The organism is Arthrobacter ruber (genome assembly GCF_002954225.1).
In the GTDB taxonomy this organism is placed as follows: Bacteria; Actinomycetota; Actinomycetes; order Actinomycetales; family Micrococcaceae; genus Arthrobacter_D; species Arthrobacter_D ruber.
On sequence record NZ_PPTH01000017.1, the window covers coordinates 152359 to 167308 of the forward strand.

General features: G+C 71.3%; 16 protein-coding genes. 15 read left to right on the forward strand and 1 reads right to left on the reverse strand.

Translation table 11 applies throughout. From position 1 onward, the window contains the following. The first annotated feature begins 6 nt into the window (after window positions 1-6). From CI785_RS11805 to dhaM, 14 genes are all read left to right on the forward strand, one after another. Complete coding sequence (locus CI785_RS11805) at window positions 7-492, forward strand: DUF3180 domain-containing protein (RefSeq protein ID WP_105032297.1); 486 nt, start codon at window positions 7-9, stop codon at window positions 490-492. After that, window positions 485-1000: a PH domain-containing protein gene (locus CI785_RS11810; RefSeq protein ID WP_105032298.1), complete on the forward strand. Its 516-nt coding sequence runs from the start codon at window positions 485-487 to the stop codon at window positions 998-1000. The genes CI785_RS11805 and CI785_RS11810 overlap by 8 nt, the downstream gene beginning before the upstream one ends. A 5-nt stretch (window positions 1001-1005) precedes the next feature. Next, entirely contained in the window at window positions 1006-2694 is a 1689-nt protein-coding gene (locus CI785_RS11815; protein ID WP_105032658.1) for a PH domain-containing protein, read from the forward strand. Next, window positions 2681-3631 (forward strand): Rossmann-like and DUF2520 domain-containing protein, encoded by a 951-nt coding sequence (locus tag CI785_RS11820; protein WP_105032299.1) that lies wholly within the window; start codon window positions 2681-2683, stop codon window positions 3629-3631. The genes CI785_RS11815 and CI785_RS11820 overlap by 14 nt, the downstream gene beginning before the upstream one ends. A 68-nt stretch (window positions 3632-3699) precedes the next feature. Then, the gene (gene panC / locus CI785_RS11825) at window positions 3700-4641 is read left to right on the forward strand and encodes a pantoate--beta-alanine ligase (RefSeq protein WP_105032300.1); all 942 of its coding nucleotides are present in this window, start codon (window positions 3700-3702) and stop codon (window positions 4639-4641) included. A 98-nt stretch (window positions 4642-4739) separates the two neighbouring features. Then, window positions 4740-6197, forward strand: coding sequence for a lysine--tRNA ligase (gene lysS, locus CI785_RS11830; RefSeq protein WP_105032659.1), 1458 nt, complete (start codon window positions 4740-4742; stop codon window positions 6195-6197). 2 nt (window positions 6198-6199) lie between these two features. Further along, complete coding sequence (locus CI785_RS11835) at window positions 6200-6397, forward strand: hypothetical protein (RefSeq protein ID WP_105032301.1); 198 nt, start codon at window positions 6200-6202, stop codon at window positions 6395-6397. Window positions 6398-6479: 82 nt separating this feature from the next. Continuing rightward, window positions 6480-6815, forward strand: a complete 336-nt coding sequence (locus CI785_RS11840; RefSeq protein WP_105032302.1) for a histone-like nucleoid-structuring protein Lsr2 — start codon at window positions 6480-6482, stop codon at window positions 6813-6815. 123 nt (window positions 6816-6938) lie between these two features. Further along, complete coding sequence (locus CI785_RS11845) at window positions 6939-9446, forward strand: ATP-dependent Clp protease ATP-binding subunit (protein ID WP_105032303.1); 2508 nt, start codon at window positions 6939-6941, stop codon at window positions 9444-9446. A gap of 145 nt (window positions 9447-9591) precedes the next feature. Next, entirely contained in the window at window positions 9592-10098 is a 507-nt protein-coding gene (locus tag CI785_RS11850) for an amino-acid N-acetyltransferase (protein ID WP_105032304.1), read from the forward strand. Between the two features lie 123 nt (window positions 10099-10221). Continuing rightward, window positions 10222-10398 (forward strand): CsbD family protein, encoded by a 177-nt coding sequence (locus CI785_RS11855; protein ID WP_105032660.1) that lies wholly within the window; start codon window positions 10222-10224, stop codon window positions 10396-10398. Between the two features lie 209 nt (window positions 10399-10607). After that, window positions 10608-11609 carry a dihydroxyacetone kinase subunit DhaK gene (gene dhaK, locus CI785_RS11860; RefSeq protein WP_105032305.1) on the forward strand — a complete coding sequence of 334 codons (1002 nt, stop codon included), beginning with the start codon at window positions 10608-10610 and terminating at the stop codon, window positions 11607-11609. Further along, the gene (gene dhaL / locus CI785_RS11865) at window positions 11606-12262 is read left to right on the forward strand and encodes a dihydroxyacetone kinase subunit DhaL (protein WP_240615172.1); all 657 of its coding nucleotides are present in this window, start codon (window positions 11606-11608) and stop codon (window positions 12260-12262) included. Before dhaK ends, dhaL begins: the two co-directional genes overlap by 4 nt. Continuing rightward, window positions 12259-13020, forward strand: a complete 762-nt coding sequence (gene dhaM / locus CI785_RS11870; RefSeq protein WP_105032307.1) for a dihydroxyacetone kinase phosphoryl donor subunit DhaM — start codon at window positions 12259-12261, stop codon at window positions 13018-13020. Before dhaL ends, dhaM begins: the two co-directional genes overlap by 4 nt. Before the next feature lie 38 nt (window positions 13021-13058). Here the strand turns inward: dhaM and CI785_RS11875 are convergent, their stop codons facing one another. Further along, window positions 13059-14099, reverse strand: a complete 1041-nt coding sequence (locus CI785_RS11875; RefSeq protein ID WP_105032308.1) for an HhH-GPD family protein — start codon at window positions 14097-14099, stop codon at window positions 13059-13061. Window positions 14100-14185: 86 nt separating this feature from the next. Between CI785_RS11875 and CI785_RS11880 the strand changes: the two genes are divergently transcribed. Beyond that, window positions 14186-14941 (forward strand): hypothetical protein, encoded by a 756-nt coding sequence (locus tag CI785_RS11880; protein WP_157940249.1) that lies wholly within the window; start codon window positions 14186-14188, stop codon window positions 14939-14941. Window positions 14942-14950: the final 9 nt, after the last annotated feature.

Sequence of the window (14950 nt, forward strand, 5' to 3'; positions counted from 1 at the left end):
GACGCTGTGAGCACCCTTCGGTTCCGATGGCTGGCCGTGGTGGGCGTGGTGGCCGGAGTCGTCGGGTGGCTGGTCAACTGGCTCGCCACCCGCAACGGCTACGGCACGCCGACCCTGCCCCTGACGTCGCTCGTGACGACGGCGGTCATCATCGGGATCACGCTCGTGTTCGGCCGGCGTGTGCTGCGCTGGCGCAACGGCGACCACGACCGCCCGCTCGATCCCATCCTGGCGACCCGCACCCTCGTCCTCGCGCAGGCCTGCGCCTACGCGGGTGCGCTGAGCCTGGGCTGGCACGCGGGGATCTTCGTGGACCAGGTGGCACTGCTCTCGGTGCGCTCGACCACCGGGCCCCTCTGGGGATCGGCTGCGCTGATGGCGGGTGGGATCATCATGATCATGGTGGGACTGGTGGTCGAGGACTTCTGCCGGCTCCCGCCCGACGACGGCGGCACGGGCGCTCCGGGCTCCAGCGAGGGGGAATATGCGTAGGGAACCAATCGATCCGTCGGGACTCGAGTGGTCCAGGGTGTCGCCGAAGTACCTGCGCGTCAGGCTGATCGGGTGGCTCATCGGGTCCCTGGTCTGGCTCGTCCTCGCCGCGGTCCCGCTGGTGCTGCGGCTCACCGGCGTCTGGGACTCCTTCCCGCCCGACTGGATGGCCTGGGGGCTCCCGGCCCTCGTGCTGGTCATCGCCGTCTGGCGCGGCCTCCTGCTCCCGCGGCAGGTGGCGGCCATCGGCTACGCGGAGCGCGACGACGACCTCCTCGTCCGCCAGGGCGTCTTCTTCCAGCGGACCCTGGTGGTGCCCTACGGCCGCATGCAGTACGTCGACGTCGCCGTCGGGCCCCTGGAGCGCGCCTACGGGATCTGCACGCTGAAGCTGCACACCGCGTCCCCCGCCACCAACGCCCTGATCCCGGGACTCCCGGCCGAGGAGGGTGCACGCCTGCGCGAGCAGCTGTCCGCGCGGGGAGAAGCCAGGCTGGCCGGGCTGTGACCTCCATGAACAACCCCTCCGACGCGCTGCCGGCGCCCGCAGGGCCCGAGGAACCGGACGCGGGCGGTCAGGGCGGTGACGCCTGGCACCGCGTCCACTTCATCTCGCCGCTGGTGCGCGGCTGGATCGTCCTGGTGGCCATCCTCTACTTCGTCGGCAGGGACTGGTTCGAGGGCATGTTCTCGGGCGAGACGAGGGGCCGTGGACCCCTGCCCGAGGGCGTCGGCGTCCTGCTCGCCGCCGGGGTCCTACTCGCCGTCGTCCTGGTGGTCGCCGCCGTCTTCCTCGTCTCCTGGTACTTCACGCGCTACCAGGTGACGGCCGAGCACGTGCGCGTGCACTCCGGGGTCGTCTTCCGGCAGCAGCGGCAGGCGAGGCTGGACCGCGTACAGGCGATCGACATCGTCCAGCCGTTCCTCGCCCGGATCTTCGGTCTGGCCGAACTGAAGTTCGAGGTGGCCGACGCCGGGGAATCCGCCGTCCGGCTCGCCTTTCTGAAGCTCGACGACGCCAGGAGGCTGCGCGCCACGATCCTCGCGCGGGCTGCGGGCGTCTCCGAGGACCCGGAGCACCCCGGGACGATCGTCGAGGCGCCCGAGCGCGAGGTGGTGGCGATCCCGCCGGGTCGGGTGGTCGGCGCGGTCGCCCTGTCCGGGACCACCGTGGCCCTGGTACTGGCAGCCGCCGTGATCATCACCCTCGGCATCACCCTGGACACCCCGATCATCGCGACGTCCTTCATCCCCATCCTCATCGGCGTGGCCGGCGCCTACTGGTCCGCCCTGAACACGGGCTACAACTTCCGTGCCGCCACGTCGCCGGACGGCATCCGGATGCGCTACGGCCTGCTCGACACGAGGTCGCAGACCGTCCCGCCCGGCCGGGTCCAGGCGCTCAGCATCGTGCAGCCGCCGCTGTGGCGCCCCAAGGGCTGGTACCGCGTCACCGTGAACGTGGCGGGGTACGGCCTCTCGGCCTCCACCGAGGGGCAGGCGCGTGCCACGCTGCTGCCCGTCGGGACCTGGGACGAGGTGCTGCAGACCCTGGCGCTGGTGCTCCCCGAGCCCGGGACGCCGCGCCCCGTCGAGGTCTTCACCGCCGGCCTGGTGGGCCGCGACGACGACGAGGGGTTCGCCACCACGCCCCGCCGCGCCCGCTGGCTCGCCCCCTTCGCGTGGCGCCGCAACGGGTTCGCGGTCACGGGGACGGCCCTGCTGCTGCGCTCCGGTGTGCTGTGGCGCCGGCTCGTCGTCGTGCCGCACGAGCGCACGCAGTCGCTCTCCCTCCACCAGGGGCCCCTGGCCCGGCGCTTCGGGGTGTCCGACCTCCAGCTGCAGACCACGCCGGGTCCGGTCAGCGCACGCGTGGCGCTGGCCGACTCCGGCACGGCGTGGGACCTCTTCCACGGGCAGGCGGCGCGGGCCGCTGAAGCACGCCGCCGCAGCGGGCCGGAGCAGTGGATGAAACCCGTCCCGGTAAGCGCACCTCCGGCAGCGGGCCCCGCCGCCGGTCCCGACGATGCTCCGGGCGATCATCCCGAGGATGCCCGGGGCGGCGCGGCACCTGGTGTCGGCGGGGCCGGCACCATCGAGCCCCAGGCCGTGCCCGAGGCCGTGCCCGAGGTCATGCCGGACGTGCCGCGCTACGTCCCGGCACCGAGCGGGAGCGGGGTGGACGCCGATGGCCGGCGCTGACGCCTCGAGGCGCCCCGGCCGGCTCGGCGTCGGCGTGGTCGGAGCCGGCAGGGTCGGTTCCGTCCTGGGTGCGGCCCTGCGCTCGGCGGGCCACGCCGTCGTCGGCGTCTCCGCGGTGTCCGAGGCCAGCCGCGAGCGCGCTGAGAACCTGCTGCCCGGGGTGCCGGTGCTGGAGGTCAGGGACGTGATCGAACGCGCCGAGCTGGTCCTGCTCGCCGTACCCGACGACACCCTGCCCACCCTCGTCGAGGGCCTCGCCCGGCTCGGGGCCTGGCAGGCCGGCCAACTCGTGGTGCACACCTCCGGGCGGTACGGCACCTCCGTGCTCGGGCCCGCGCGTGCGGCCGGCGCCATCCCGCTGGCCATCCACCCGGCCATGACGTTCACCGGGCTGAGCCTGGACCTCGGGCGGCTGCCGGACAGCATGTTCGGCATCACGGCCCCCGCCGCGGTGCTGCCGATCGCCCAGGCGCTCGTGGTCGAGATGGGAGCCGAGCCCGTGGTCATCGAGGAGGAGTCCCGCGCGCTGTACCACGCGGCCCTCGCCCACGCCTCGAACCACCTCGTCACGATCGCGGCCCAATCGGCGCAGCTCCTCGCCGACCTCGGGGTGCAGCACCCCGACCGCATGCTCGGCCCGCTGATGAAGGCCTCGCTCGAGAACGCACTGTCCGCCGGCGAGGGCGCCCTGACCGGCCCCGTGGCCCGCGGCGACGCCGGGACGGTCCGCATCCACCGCGCCGCCCTCGAGCAGCACGACGCCCCCGACACCCGGCAGGCATACCTCGGCATGGCACGCGCGACGGCCCTGCGGGCCCTCGAACGCGGGGTCCTCTCGCCCGCGCAGGGCGAGGCCATCCTCGCGGCGCTCGCCGACACCCCCGCGGACGGGTCACCGGGCGCGACGCCGGGCGGCGCTCCCGGTCCGCGTCCGTGACGTCCCGCCGCGCGTCCCCGATCCCCGCCGGCCACCGGCACCCCGACCCCGTCCTGGAAGGACCCTCCGTGACACCGACCGGCACCCCGCGCCCGGCCACCCCGCTCCTCGTCTCCACTCCCGCCGACCTGCGCGCGGCGACCACCGCCCTGCTCGACGGCGCACGGTCGCGCCGCGGCGCTGCCGGCCGGCCGACGCTCGGACTCGTCCCCACCATGGGCGGCCTGCACGAGGGCCACGCCACCCTGGCGCGGACCGCGCGCCGCGCCAGCGACGTCGTCGTGGTGTCCATCTTCGTGAACCCCCTGCAGTTCGGCGACCAGGCGGACCTCGACCGCTACCCGCGCACCCTCGACGCCGATCTGGGGCTCCTCGGGGCCTGCGGCGTGGACGTCGTCTTCGCCCCCTCCGTCGAGGACATGTACCCGGGCGGCGAGCCGCTGGTCCGCGTGAGCGCCGGCCGTGCGGGGGAGGTGCTCGAGGGGGCGTCGCGGCCCGGCCACTTCGACGGCATGCTCACGGTCGTCGCGAAGCTGCTCAACCTCGGGCTGCCGGGGACCGATGCGGACTACGGCGCGTACTTCGGCGAGAAGGACGCCCAGCAGCTCGCGCTCATCCGCCGCATGGTGCTCGACCTCGACGTCCCCGTCCGGATCGAGGGCGTGCCGATCGTGCGCGACACCGACGGCCTGGCCCTCTCCAGCCGCAACCGCTTCCTGGACGCCGAGGAGCGCAGCGCCGCCCTCGTCCTCTCCCGTGTGCTGGGATCCCTCCGTGCCCGCGCCGAGCGGGGCGAGCCCCTCGACCTCGCGGGCGCCCGCGCGGAGATCGACGCCCGTGAGGGCGTGGACCTCGACTACCTCGAGGTCGTCGACGCGTCCACCTTCACCCCGCGCGCGCACCCTGCACCGGGGGACGACGCCGCGGTGGGCCCCGCACTCGCGGTGGTCGCCGCGAGGGTGGGCGCCGTGCGGCTCATCGACAACGCCGTCCTGCCGGCTGTGGGCTGACGCACACCCCCTCCCCGCCGCACCTCCCGCAGGGAGCCGTAAACTTGTGTTCCGTGACCCTTGACGAAACCCTGACCCCGGACGACCTCAACGAGCAGATGCGTTTCCGGCTGCAGAAGCGGGCGGCCCTGCTCGATGCCGGCCTGGAGCCGTACCCGGTCCGGCCCGAGCGTACGCATTCCCTCGCCGAGGTCCGCGAGCAGTTCGCCGAGCTCGGGACGGGGGAGTCCAGCGGCCGGCAGGTCGCCGTCGTCGGGCGCGTGGTGTTCATCCGCAACTCCGGCAAGCTGTGCTTCGCCACGCTGCAGGAGGGCGACGGCACGCGGCTGCAGGCCATGCTCAGCCTCGCCGAGATCGGTGCGGACAGCCTGGCGCAGTGGAAGGCGCTCGTGGACCTCGGCGACCACGTCCAGGTCTCGGGTGAGGTCATCAGTTCGCGGCGCGGCGAGCTCTCCGTCATGGCGGGTTCCTGGACCATGGCCTCCAAGGCCCTGCGGCCGCTGCCCACCCTGCACGCCGGGGTGAACGAGGAGACGCGGGTCCGCCAGCGCTACGTGGACCTCATGGTGCGCGAGGAGGCCCGCCAGATGGTGCGCACCCGCGCGGCCATCACCCGGACCCTGCGCGAGACGCTCAACAGCCGCGACTACATCGAGGTGGAGACGCCCGTCCTGCAGCTCGTCCACGGCGGCGCCACGGCCCGCCCCTTCGAGACGCACCTGAATGCGTTCGACCAGAAGATGACGCTCCGGATCGCGCTGGAGCTGTACCTCAAGCGCGCCGTGGTCGGGGGGATCGACCGCGTGTACGAGATCGGCCGGATCTTCCGCAACGAGGGCGTCGACTCGACGCACAGCCCCGAATTCACGATGCTCGAGTGCTACGAGGCGTACGCGGACCAGTTCGTGATGGCCGAGCGGATGAAGGAGATGATCCTCGCCTGCGCCGACCTGCTGGGATCGCGCACCATCGAGACGGCGAAGGGCACGATCGACCTCGACGGCGAGTGGGCCTGGCTCGGTGTGTACCCGGGCCTGTCCTCGGCCGTGGGCCAGGAGATCACGCCGGACACGGCGGCGGAGGAGCTGCTGGCCGTCGCGGAACGGCACGAGGTCCCGCTGGACCCGGCCTGGGGTGCCGAGAAGATGGTCCTCGAACTGTTCTCCGAGATCGTCGAGCCCACCCTCATCCAGCCGACGTTCGTCTACGACTACCCGCCCTCGGCGCAGCCCCTGGCACGGCCGCACCGGGAGGACCCGCGCCTCATCGAGGCGTGGGACCTCATCATCGGCGGCATGGAACGCGGCACGGCGTTCTCCGAGCTCATCGACCCCGTCATCCAGCGCGACCGCCTGACCGAGCAGTCGCGCCAGGCCGCCGCCGGCGACGACGAGGCGATGCAGCTGGACGAGGACTTCCTGCGCGCCCTCGAATACGGCGCCCCCCCGATGGGCGGCATAGGCCTCGGAATCGACCGGCTCGTGATGCTTTTCACGAACGCCGGAATTCGCGAGTCGATCCTCTTCCCCATTCTCAAGCCCGAGGCGGGACAGTAATCATGGAATATGTCGCCGTCCTGCTGCCGTCCGTGTGCCTGGCCGTCCTTTTCTACTTCGTGATCAAGGCCATATTCAACGCGGACCGCGCGGAACGCGAGGCCATGGCGAAGGCCGAGGAATTGCAGGACGCCGAGGACGCGCGTGGCCGTGCGGCGGCGGACGAGAAGAAAGACAATCCGGAAATAGATCCCAGGTGAATGCCCTTCTTTGACCTCGATTGAATAGTGGCCCATAATCATCCAGGGGTCATTTCATTTCGAGGAAAATCAGGAGAGCATTGTGGCGCAGAAGGTAAAGATCATTCTCATCGATGACATCGACGGCGGCGAGGCCGACGAGACCGTGCGCTTCGGCCTGGACGGCGTGCAGTACGAGATCGACCTCTCGGAGGCACACGCCTCGGAGCTCCGCGCGGCCCTTGGCGACTACGTGGCCGCCGCCCGCCGCAGCAACTCCTCGAAGCAGCGGTCCAGCGCCCCGGCCGCGCCGGCCCCGGCCCGCAACCAGGAGGCCGCCCAGATCCGCGAGTGGGCCCGCGAGAACGGCTACGACGTCTCCTCCCGCGGACGCGTCAACAGCGAGATCGTGGAGGCGTACCGCGCCGCCCAGCGCTGACCACCCCCTCCGGGCGCCGGAGGGGAAGCCCTCCGGCGGTATCTCGCCTGTGGCGAACACGCGCCCAAAGCACACCCCGTGCCCGTAGCATCGAATTACGCGTTAGCTAGGAGTGTGTGTCTGATGTTCGAGAGATTTACAGATCGTGCCCGTCGAGTTGTTGTGCTGGCCCAGGAAGAGGCCCGCATGCTCAACCACAATTACATCGGCACCGAGCACATCCTGCTTGGCCTCATCCACGAGGGCGAGGGTGTAGCCGCCAAGGCCCTGGAGTCGCTCAGCATCTCGCTGGGCGCCGTACGGGAGCAGGTTCAGGAGATCATCGGTCAGGGCCAGCAGGCCCCGTCCGGTCACATCCCCTTCACCCCCCGGGCCAAGAAGGTGCTGGAGCTCTCCCTGCGGGAGGCTCTTCAGCTCGGCCATAACTACATCGGTACCGAGCACATCCTGCTCGGTCTCATCCGCGAGGGTGAGGGCGTCGCCGCGCAGGTCCTCGTGAAGCTCGGGGCCGACCTCAACCGGGTCCGCCAGCAGGTCATCCAGCTGCTGTCCGGCTACCAGGGCAAGGAGCCGGCAGCGGCCGGCGGCCCCCAGCAGGAGGGGACCCCGGCCGGTTCGGTGGTGCTGGACCAGTTCGGGCGCAACCTCACGCAGGCCGCGCGCGAGTCCAAGCTCGACCCCGTCATCGGGCGCGAGCAGGAGATGGAACGCGTCATGCAGGTCCTCTCCCGCCGTACCAAGAACAACCCCGTGCTGATCGGTGAGCCGGGCGTCGGCAAGACCGCCGTCGTCGAGGGCCTCGCCCAGGCGATCGTACGCGGCGACGTCCCGGAGACCATCAAGGACAAGCAGCTGTACACGCTGGACCTCGGGTCCCTCGTGGCCGGCTCACGCTACCGCGGTGATTTCGAGGAGCGGCTCAAGAAGGTCCTCAAGGAGATCCGCACCCGTGGTGACATCATCCTGTTCATCGACGAGATCCACACCCTCGTGGGTGCGGGTGCCGCCGAGGGTGCCATCGACGCCGCGTCGATCCTGAAGCCCATGCTCGCACGCGGTGAGCTCCAGACCATCGGTGCCACCACGCTGGACGAGTACCGCAAGCACATCGAGAAGGACGCCGCCCTCGAGCGCCGCTTCCAGCCCATCCAGGTCGCCGAGCCCTCCGTGGCGCACGCGATCGAGATCCTCAAGGGCCTGCGCGACCGCTACGAGGCGCACCACCGCGTCTCCATCACCGACGGCGCCCTGTCCAGCGCTGCGACGCTGGCCGAGCGCTACATCTCGGACCGCTTCCTGCCGGACAAGGCGATCGACCTCATCGACGAGGCGGGGGCGCGCCTGCGCATCCGCCGGATGACGGCCCCGCCGGAGCTTAAGGAGATCGACGAGCGCATCGCCGACGTCAAGCGCGAGAAGGAGTCGGCCATCGACTCCCAGGACTTCGAGGGTGCCGCGTCGCTGCGTGACAAGGAGCAGAAGCTCCACGACGAGCGCAGCGACAAGGAGCGCCGCTGGAAGTCCGGCGGACTCGACGACATCGCCGAGGTGGACGAGGAACTCATCGCCGAGGTGCTGGCGAACTCCACGGGCATCCCCGTGTTCAAGCTGACCGAGGCCGAGTCCTCGCGACTGCTCAACATGGAGGCCGAGCTGCACAAGCGGGTCATCGGGCAGAACGAGGCCATCAAGGCCATCTCGCAGGCCATCCGCCGTACGCGTGCCGGCCTCAAGGATCCGAAGCGCCCGGGTGGCTCGTTCATCTTCGCCGGCCCTACCGGCGTCGGCAAGACCGAGCTCGCCAAGGCTCTTGCGGAGTTCCTGTTCGGCGAGGAGGACGCCCTCATCACGCTGGACATGTCCGAGTACTCCGAGAAGCACACCGTCTCGCGGCTCTTCGGTGCCCCTCCGGGCTACGTGGGCTACGAGGAGGGCGGCCAGCTGACCGAGAAGGTCCGCCGCAAGCCGTTCTCCGTGGTGCTCTTCGACGAGGTGGAGAAGGCGCACGCCGATCTCTTCAACTCGCTCCTGCAGATCCTCGAGGACGGCCGCCTGACGGACAGCCAGGGGCGCATGGTGGACTTCAAGAACACCGTGATCATCATGACCACCAACCTCGGGACGCGCGACATCTCGAAGGGTGTTATGACGGGCTTCCAGTCCGGGTCCGACACCACCACGAGCTACAACCGGATGAAGGCCAAGGTCACGGAGGAGCTCAAGCAGCACTTCCGCCCCGAGTTCCTGAACCGCGTCGATGACACCGTGGTGTTCCCGCAGCTCACCCAGGACGAGATCGTCCAGATCGTGGACCTGTTCCTCGAGCGCCTGAGCCGCCGCATGGCGGACAAGGGCATGACGATCGAGCTCACCCCCGCGGCCAAGGTCCTCCTTGCCACCCGCGGCTACGACCCCGCGATGGGTGCACGGCCCCTGCGCCGCACCATCCAGCGCGAGATCGAGGACCAGCTCTCCGAGAAGATCCTCTTCGGGGACCTGAAGTCGGGGGAGCGCGTCGACGTGGACGTCGAGGGCGAGGGCGTCGATGCGCACTTCACCTTCGTGGGCCACGGAGCTCCCAAGGAGCTCGAGGATGCACCGGCCGCCCTGGAGGCGACCGTCTCCGAGTAGCACTGCCCGTTCGGAACGGCAACAGCGGAACCCGCCCTGGTCACCAGGGCGGGTTCCGCTGTTCCTGCAGGGACGCCGTCCTGTAGGGAGGCGGAGGCGCATAGCAGCCCCGGCGTGGCGGGGTGGGCTCGGTAGAGTGGAGCGGGTGACCCCCTTCACCATCCGCCGCGCGCGCACCTCGGACGTCCCTGCCATCAAGGCGCTCGTCGAGCCGCTCGCCCAGGACCGCGTCCTGATGGCCAAGGAGACGGTGGCGTACTACGAGGGCCTGCCCGAGTTCCGCATCGCCGAGTCCGACGACGGCGAGGTGCTCGGCTGCGGGGCACTGCACATCATGTGGGAGGACCTCGCCGAGGTGCGCACCCTCGCCACGGCCCCGGCGGCCAGGGGACGCGGTGTGGGCCACGCGCTCGTCGAGGAGCTACTGGACGAGGCCCGCGGGTTCGGGGTGAGCCGCGTCTTCTGCCTGACCTTCGAGGTGGGGTTCTTCCGCCGCCACGGTTTCGAGGTCATGGCGGACCAGTCCGCCATCGATCCGCGCATCTACTCCGAGCTCCTGCGTTCCCATGACGAGGGTGTCGCGGAGTTCCTCGACCTGGCCCGCGTCAAGCCCAACACACTCGGGAACACGCGGATGATCAGGGAACTCTGAGCGGGGCGGCTGGCTTTCCCCGGATCCCGGAGGATAAGGTAAGAGTGCTTAGCATTCCTGAACGGGATGCGGGCAGGCCACCGGAACCGGTGGCCGTACACCGAGCTGAAGGAGGTCCGAATCATGGGACTGGATGACAAGATCGGGAACAAGAGCGAAGGCCTGGGCGGCAAGGTCAAGGAAGGCCTCGGCAAGGCCAGCGGCGACGAGAACCTGGAGGCCGAGGGCCACAAGGACCAGGCGACCTCCAAGCTCAAGGACGCCGGAGAGAACATCAAGGACGCCTTTAAGGGCCACTGATCCATCCCGGCCGCACGCCTGAGCGAGCGGCTCGGTCTCCTGAGGGAGGGAACCCGTTGCGGGTCCCTCCCTCAGGCGTTCTCCGCCCGACGGCGGGGCTATAGGCAGGGGCAGGAACGGACGGTAATGTCACCAGTGGCCGGGGTGGTCCATGGAAGGCGGGCTGCAGGGCCGTCAGAACGTCCCTTCGCAGTCAAGGAGCAGCCGTCGTGAAGAAGCTCATCAACGACCCCAGAGCCGTGGTCGACGAATCGGTCGAAGGATTCGGCATCGCGCATGCCGACCTCGTGACCGTCCATCCGGAACCGCTCTTCATCACCCGTAGGGACGCCCCCGTGCAGGGCAAGGTGGGTCTCGTGTCCGGAGGCGGAAGCGGCCACGAACCACTTCATGCGGGCTTCGTGGGACGAGGGATGCTCGACGCCGCGGTCCCGGGCGCGGTCTTCACGTCCCCCACACCCGACCAGATCATCCCCGCCACCGCGGCCGTCGACGGCGGCGCGGGCGTCCTCCACATCGTCAAGAACTACACGGGCGATGTCCTCAACTTCGAGACGGCCGCCGAGATGGCGGAGGCCGACGGCGTGTCGGTGCGCTCCGTCCTCGTGAACGACGACGTGGCCGTCGAAGACTCGCTGTACACGGCGGGCCGCCGCGGCGTCGGAGGGACCGTCCTCGTGGAGCGCATCGCCGGTGCGGCCGCCGAGCGCGGCGACGACCTCGACGGTGTCACCGCCGTGGCCCAGCGCGTCGTGGACGGCGTCCGCTCCATGGGGGTCGCGCTCGCGGCGTGCACCGTCCCGCACGCGGGCGTGCCCAGCTTCGAGCTCGCCGAGGACGAGATCGAGATCGGGATCGGCATCCACGGGGAACCGGGCCGGCACCGGATCGCCATGGAGGAGGTCGACGGCATCACGCAGCGGCTCCTCGACCCGATCGTGGCCGACCTCAAACTGACCTCCGGAGACCGCACGATCGTGATGGTCAACGGGATGGGCGGCACGCCCGCGAGCGAGCTGTACATCATGTACCGGAAGGTCGCACAGCTTCTCGGGGACCTCGGTGTCAGCATCGAGCGGTCCCTCGTCGGCAACTACATCACCGCGCTCGAGATGCAGGGAGCATCCCTGACCATCCTCCGGGCCGACGACGAGATGCTCGAGCTCTGGGACACCCCGGTGCACACCGCCGCGCTGCGCTGGGGGGCATGAGGATGGCCGAATCCCTCGACACCCGGTGGGCCGTGCGGTGGATCCAGGAGACCGCGCGCGTGGTCGCGGAGAACCGCGCCCTGCTGATCGACCTCGACAGGGTGATCGGCGACGCGGACCACGGGGAGAACCTGGACCGGGGGTTCAGCGCCGTCATCGCCAAACTCGACGCCGGTGAGCCGCCCGCCACGCCGGCGGCGGTCCTCAAGCTGGTCGCCATGACGCTCATGTCCACCGTCGGCGGAGCCGCGGGACCGCTGTACGGGACGGCCTTCCTCCGCGCCGCCACGTCCCTCGGGGAGGCGGGGGAGATCGATGCGGACGCGGCCGCCGGCATGATCAGGGCGGCGCGGGACGGCATCGTGGCCCGTGGGAAGGCCGAGGTGGGGGACAAGACCATGGTCGACGCCTGGACACCCGCCACCGAGTCCGCCGAGACCGCTGCCCAGGCCGGAGCGACCGCCCCGGAGGTGCTCGCGGCCGCCGCCAACGCCGCCCATGCGGGTGCGGTGGCCACCGAACCCCTGATCGCACGCAAGGGCAGGGCGAGCTACCTCGGTGAGCGCAGTGCCGGGCACCAGGACCCGGGCGCGGTGTCGTCGGCCCTGATCCTGACGGCGGCCGCAGCGGCGGCCGGGGGCGAGGTCGCGTGAGCGTCGCACTCGTCATCGTCTCGCACAGCGAGAAGATCGCCGAGGGCGTCGTCGAGCTGGCCGCGCAGATGGCGCCCGACGTCGTCCTGGTCGCCGCCGGAGGAGCGGAGGACGGACCGGGCCCCGCCCGTATCGGCACGAGCTTCGAGCGGGTGCAGGCCGGGATCGAGCAGGCCTCGGGCGGCGACGGCGTGGTGGTCCTGACCGACCTCGGCTCCGCGGTGATGACGGCGGAGATGGTGCTCGAGTTCCTCGAGCCCGAGGCGCGGGAGTCGGTCCGGCTCGCCCAGGCGGCCCTGGTGGAGGGAGCGATCGCGGCTGCCGTGCACGCCCAGGGCGGGGCTTCCCTCGACGAGGTGGTCAGGGCGGCGGAGGGTGCCGTGGTGTCCGTCCGCCCCGAGGAGTTCGAGCCCTTCGTCAGTCACGCCGCGGCGTCCCCGGGGCAGGGCGGGGCTTCCGACGGCGCGTCGTCGGCTGCAGCGGAGGCGTCCGCAGGACCGACGGCCGGCGGCTCGTGGACCCTGCCGAACCAGATGGGTCTGCACGCCCGGCCCGCTGCCACGCTCGCCACGGGCCTCGCGGACCTCGACGCGGAGGTGACGGTCAACGGGGTGGACGGCAAGTCGGTGATGCTGCTGATGAGCCTCGGACTCGGTCAGGGGAAGACGGTGACGGTGGAGGCCAGGGGTCCGGACGCGCAGGCGGCCGTCGATTTCATCGGGCAGGCTGTCGAGTCCGGCTTCGGCGAACCCGCCTGAGCGGCGCCGGGCCCTGCTTCCCGTGCGGCGGGTCCGCCTCAGGCCGGCAGGCGGACCCCGCCGTCGACCTCCTCCGCGAGACCATCGGCCAGGAGGCCGGTGAGCGCGCGCTCGAGCTGCTCCGCGGGCGCGCGCAGCCCGTGCAGTGCGGCGAACGCGCCCGGCCCGCGGTCGGGAGGCTGCAGGGAGACGTCGGCGCCCATGGCGAGATCCACCGGAGCCTCCAGGAGCATCGACCGCGGAACGGGGGCGTCGGCGTCCCGCAGGACGGCGACGATGGCGCCACGCACCTGCCGGTCCGTCCCGGCCCAGGCCTGGCCCTTCGGCACGTACTCGGGTGCCGGCCGTCCCGCCGCTACCCAGGCGCATGCGTCCCGGACCGGGCAGGCATCGCACAGAGGGTTCCTGGCCGTGCAGACGACGGCGCCCAGCTCCATCACGCCCGCGTTCCAGCGCACCGACAGGGCGGTGTCGTCGGGCAGCAGCTCGACGGCCCGCTTCGTCTCGGCGGCCGTCAGCGCCGGGGCGGGAAGGGCTGCACCACCGAAGAGCCGGGCGTGGACGCGCCGGATGTTGGTGTCCACGACGGTCTCCCGGCGGCCGAACGCGAAGGATGCCACCGCGGCGGCCGTGTAGGTGCCGATCCCGGGAAGGGAGAGCAGCTCGTCGTAGGTGGACGGCACCGCGCCCCCGTGCTGCGCCACGATGGCCGCAGCCGCGGCGTGCAGGCGGAGGGCGCGGCGGGGATAGCCGAGCCGGCCCCAGTGGCGCACCGCGGCTCCTGAGGGCTCGGCCGCGAGGGAGGCCGGGCTCGGCCAGCGGTCCAGCCACTCGCGCCACACGGGGAGGACCCGGACCACGGGGGTCTGCTGCAGCATGACCTCGCTGACGAGGATGCCCCACGGGGAGCACCCCGGGTCCCGCCACGGCAGATCCCGGGCGGCTTCCGCGAACCAGTCGGTCAGCCGCAGATGGAGGTCCCGTACCTGGAGGTCCCGCGCGAGACGATCCTGCGGGAGCGAGGAAGTGCGACCGGCCGGGCGCGCCGGACCGGGACTCGTCGCGCTGCCGGGGGTCATGGGTGCTCCTGGGTCATTTCGGTCAATACTCTATCCACCGGCGTGGTGGCCTGAAGAATGCGCGGGACCCTCCCTAGCCTTGATGGATGGCATCAACGGGGCACGGCGGCGACCACGGCAGGGGCGGACGGACCGGCAGCAGGCGGAGGCCGAGCCCAGCGATCTATCGCCGACGGCGCCTGGTCGTGATCCTCCTCGCGCTCCTCGTCGTCGCGGCCCTCGCCGTCGGTGGCGCGGCGCTCGCCGGAGCGCTCGGCCGTGGCCAGGACACAGCTGCGGGCGACCCTCCGGCACCGGTCGGAACCCCCTCCGCGGATCCGACTCCGTCGGCCGGCCCCACCGCATCGGCGACGACGGCTCCGGCCGGACCGACGGCGACACCGACACCCAGCAGGACCCCGACACCCGGTGCGACGCCGTCACCCAGCGCCTCGGCCACGTCGTCGTCCGCCGCCGACGCATGCGACCCCGGCACGGTGGTGGTCGAGGCCGAGACCGACCGGCAGGAGTACGGGCCGGATGACATGGTGGTCCTGACCCTCGTGGTCCGCAACACGGGGGACACGGCCTGCAGTGTGAACGTCGGCACGTCGCAGATGGAGTTCCTGGTGACCAGCGGCGACGAGCGCGTGTTCTCCTCCATCGACTGCCAGCAGGCCTCGCAGGACCTCGAGCACACCATCGAAGCGGGCGCCGACGAGCGGGCGCGGTTCGAGTGGGGGCGCAACCGCAGCATGCCGGGCTGCACCCCGGCGGACGAGAAGCCCGGGGCAGGCGAGTACGCGCTCACCACCAAGCTCGGGGTCCGCGACAGCAGCCCCGTGGAGTTCACGCTGCGGTAGCGCGGGCGA

What these genes read in the sequence shown, in the direction of transcription:
- CI785_RS11880 (WP_157940249.1), top strand. Translation starts at nt 14,186, where the DNA reads ATGGCATCAACGGGGCACGGCGGCGACCACGGCAGGGGCGGACGGACC.
- CI785_RS11815 (WP_105032658.1), top strand. Translation starts at nt 1,006, where the DNA reads ATGAACAACCCCTCCGACGCGCTGCCGGCGCCCGCAGGGCCCGAGGAA.
- CI785_RS11855 (WP_105032660.1), top strand. Translation starts at nt 10,222, where the DNA reads ATGGGACTGGATGACAAGATCGGGAACAAGAGCGAAGGCCTGGGCGGC.
- lysS (WP_105032659.1), top strand. Translation starts at nt 4,740, where the DNA reads ATGCGTTTCCGGCTGCAGAAGCGGGCGGCCCTGCTCGATGCCGGCCTG.
- CI785_RS11810 (WP_105032298.1), top strand. Translation starts at nt 485, where the DNA reads ATGCGTAGGGAACCAATCGATCCGTCGGGACTCGAGTGGTCCAGGGTG.
- CI785_RS11835 (WP_105032301.1), top strand. Translation starts at nt 6,200, where the DNA reads ATGGAATATGTCGCCGTCCTGCTGCCGTCCGTGTGCCTGGCCGTCCTT.
- CI785_RS11820 (WP_105032299.1), top strand. Translation starts at nt 2,681, where the DNA reads ATGGCCGGCGCTGACGCCTCGAGGCGCCCCGGCCGGCTCGGCGTCGGC.
- CI785_RS11845 (WP_105032303.1), top strand. Translation starts at nt 6,939, where the DNA reads ATGTTCGAGAGATTTACAGATCGTGCCCGTCGAGTTGTTGTGCTGGCC.
- CI785_RS11875 (WP_105032308.1), bottom strand. Translation starts at nt 14,099, where the DNA reads ATGACCCCCGGCAGCGCGACGAGTCCCGGTCCGGCGCGCCCGGCCGGT.
- dhaL (WP_240615172.1), top strand. Translation starts at nt 11,606, where the DNA reads ATGAGGATGGCCGAATCCCTCGACACCCGGTGGGCCGTGCGGTGGATC.